Here is a 2179-nt window from a genome sequence, read left to right as displayed (position 1 = left end):
ACTGTTGAGTCGGCACGGAGCGCGGTGCCGGTGTTGCCACCGGTCCGTTTCTCCGTGCCGCTCGCCGAACCCGGCGTGCGACTCTCACCGCACCGGGCTCTCCACGGTCTCTGCCGCTCAAGCGTGGTTGAGGATCCATGGGTTGGGGATCGTGTTGCCCCGGTAGCGATAGCGGGTGACCGCTGTCGAGACCATGGGGAAGAGTTCGATCCCGCCCGCCGACAGCTTCTTCCACCGGCCGGTGTGGTCGGTGAAGCGTCGGCGGACGTCCTTCCACCTCCAGCGGTGCAGCACCATCCACCAACTGGTGACCCGTCGCCATACGAAGTGGTCCAGGGCTTTCAGGGTGATCTTGCAGGCTGCGTGCTTGAAGTAGTTGACCCAGCCGCGCAGGATCTGGTTGATCCTTCTGAGCACGGCCCCGGGGTCCTGCTGCGACGTTCTGTTCGTCAGGGCACGGATCTTGTCCTTCAACTGCCGGATGGGCCTCTCGGCGATGAAGGTGTAGACGTACCACTTGTTCGAGCCTCGCTTGCGGCGCCACTGGATGTGGAACCCCAGGAAGTCGAACCCGTCCGACATGTGCACGATCTGGGTCTTGGCCGGTGACAGCCGCAGCCCGAGGGGGTGCAGAACGTCGGCGATGTCCTCGCGAAGGCGGGCGACATCGTCGCGGCTGCCGTCGACCAGAACGACGAAATCGTCCGCGTAGCGGACGATGCGCCAGTTCGGGCGGCCGTGGTGACGGTGGTGCGCCCGCCTGCCTCTGGTGGACATCCGCCCGCCCGGTTCCCATGGCTCCATCACGTGCTCATCGAGTGCAGACAGAGCGATGTTCGCCAGCAGCGGGGAGAGGATGCCGCCCTGCGGAGTGCCGGTGAAGGTCTCCTCGCGGTTGCCGCCCTCGATGAGGACTCCGGCCTTGAGGAATGCCTTGACCAGCAGCAGCACGCGCTTGTCCTTGACTCGCGCTCGCACCCGGTCCATCAGGGCCGTGTGGTCGATGGAGTCGAAGCACGCCTCGATGTCCGCGTCCAGCACCCAGCGGTAGCCGTTGGTGCCGTAGCGGTGGATCTCGGCGATCGCGTCGTGTGCGCGCCGCATGGGCCGGAAACCGTAGGAGACCGGCAGAAAGTCGGCCTCGAAGATCGGTTCCAGCACCAGCTTGAGGGCCGCCTGGACCACCCGGTCGGAGACGGTCGGGATGCCGAGCTTGCGCACCTTCCCGCTCCCGCCGGGCTTGGGGATCTTACGTTCGCGTACCGGCAACGGACGGAATTCACCCGTCTTCAGTACGCGTCGCAGGTCCTCCAGGTAGCCCGGGAGACCGAGTTCTCGCTCGACGTTGACGACCGTGAGGCCGTCGACGCCCGGGGTTCGGGCTCCCTTGTTGCCCGCGACTCGTTCGAACGCCACGAGCAGCGTCGCCGGGTCGCATACGAGGTTGAACAGATCGTCGAACCTGCGGCCGTCGTCGGCCGCCGCCCAACGGTGAAGCTTGGCCTGCATCCCCGATACCCGCTGGTGAGACCCCAACGGGGCCTCGGGGGCACCACTGTTCAACGGCGCGTCTTTCGGCATTGCAGCCTCCTTCCCTTCTCGAAACCGCTGCCGCCCTTCCCCATGTGCCAGGCTCTCCCCGGCTCGGAGTACTACGGCGGCTCCGCCCCGTCCCGGCCCGATCGGCCGACGATGGGCCCAGCCCTCCCGCCGCACTGGGCGTGCGGTTCAAGGGCGAGGACCGGGACGGTTCCCGTGTTCACTCGTTGTTCGATCGTCGGAGTAGGAGCCCGGCTATGCCCCCGCGGCCTCGCCACGGCTACCCCGCAGCACTTCACCGTGGCCTCCCCGGGCGACCGCAATAGATCTCCCGGCAAGTTCCCCGCCGGCCGAATATCCAGCAGGGACGCACCGCATCCAGCCCAGATCCACCAGGTTCGAGCTGGCTTGCCTTAAAGGAGGCGTAGACGCCGGTTCCTCGCGTACTCCTCTCCGTCTCGCTCGCCGGACCCGCACCATCTGGCAGTACTGGCACGTCCCGGCTTTGTCAGGGCTGCTTCCCGCCCTTCCTGGCACCTCCCGGTTCAGGCTGCCCTCAGCTTCAACCGCCCTGCTGCGACAGGACGATGGCGGTGGTCTTTCACCTCCGCTCGAACAACAAGCGCCTCACGGCGCACAC

Annotated in this window: 1 protein-coding gene; it reads right to left on the bottom strand. The window is 66.7% G+C overall.

Going from position 1 to position 2179, the window contains the following annotated elements; genetic code table 11:
• Positions 1-117: 117 nt before the first annotated feature.
• Positions 118-1581 carry a group II intron reverse transcriptase/maturase gene (gene ltrA, locus ACIPSA_RS51355; protein WP_402649240.1) on the bottom strand — a complete coding sequence of 488 codons (1464 nt, stop codon included), beginning with the start codon at positions 1579-1581 and terminating at the stop codon, positions 118-120.
• Positions 1582-2179 lie beyond the last annotated feature (598 nt).

Source organism: Streptomyces sp. NPDC086549 (assembly GCF_044746205.1).
Lineage (GTDB): Bacteria > Actinomycetota > Actinomycetes > Streptomycetales > Streptomycetaceae > Streptomyces.
This window is presented reverse-complemented; position numbering and strand designations above follow the sequence as displayed.

Coding starts and splice junctions, on each gene's coding strand:
- ltrA (WP_402649240.1), bottom strand. CDS start 1,581: ATGCCGAAAGACGCGCCGTTGAACAGTGGTGCCCCCGAGGCCCCGTTG.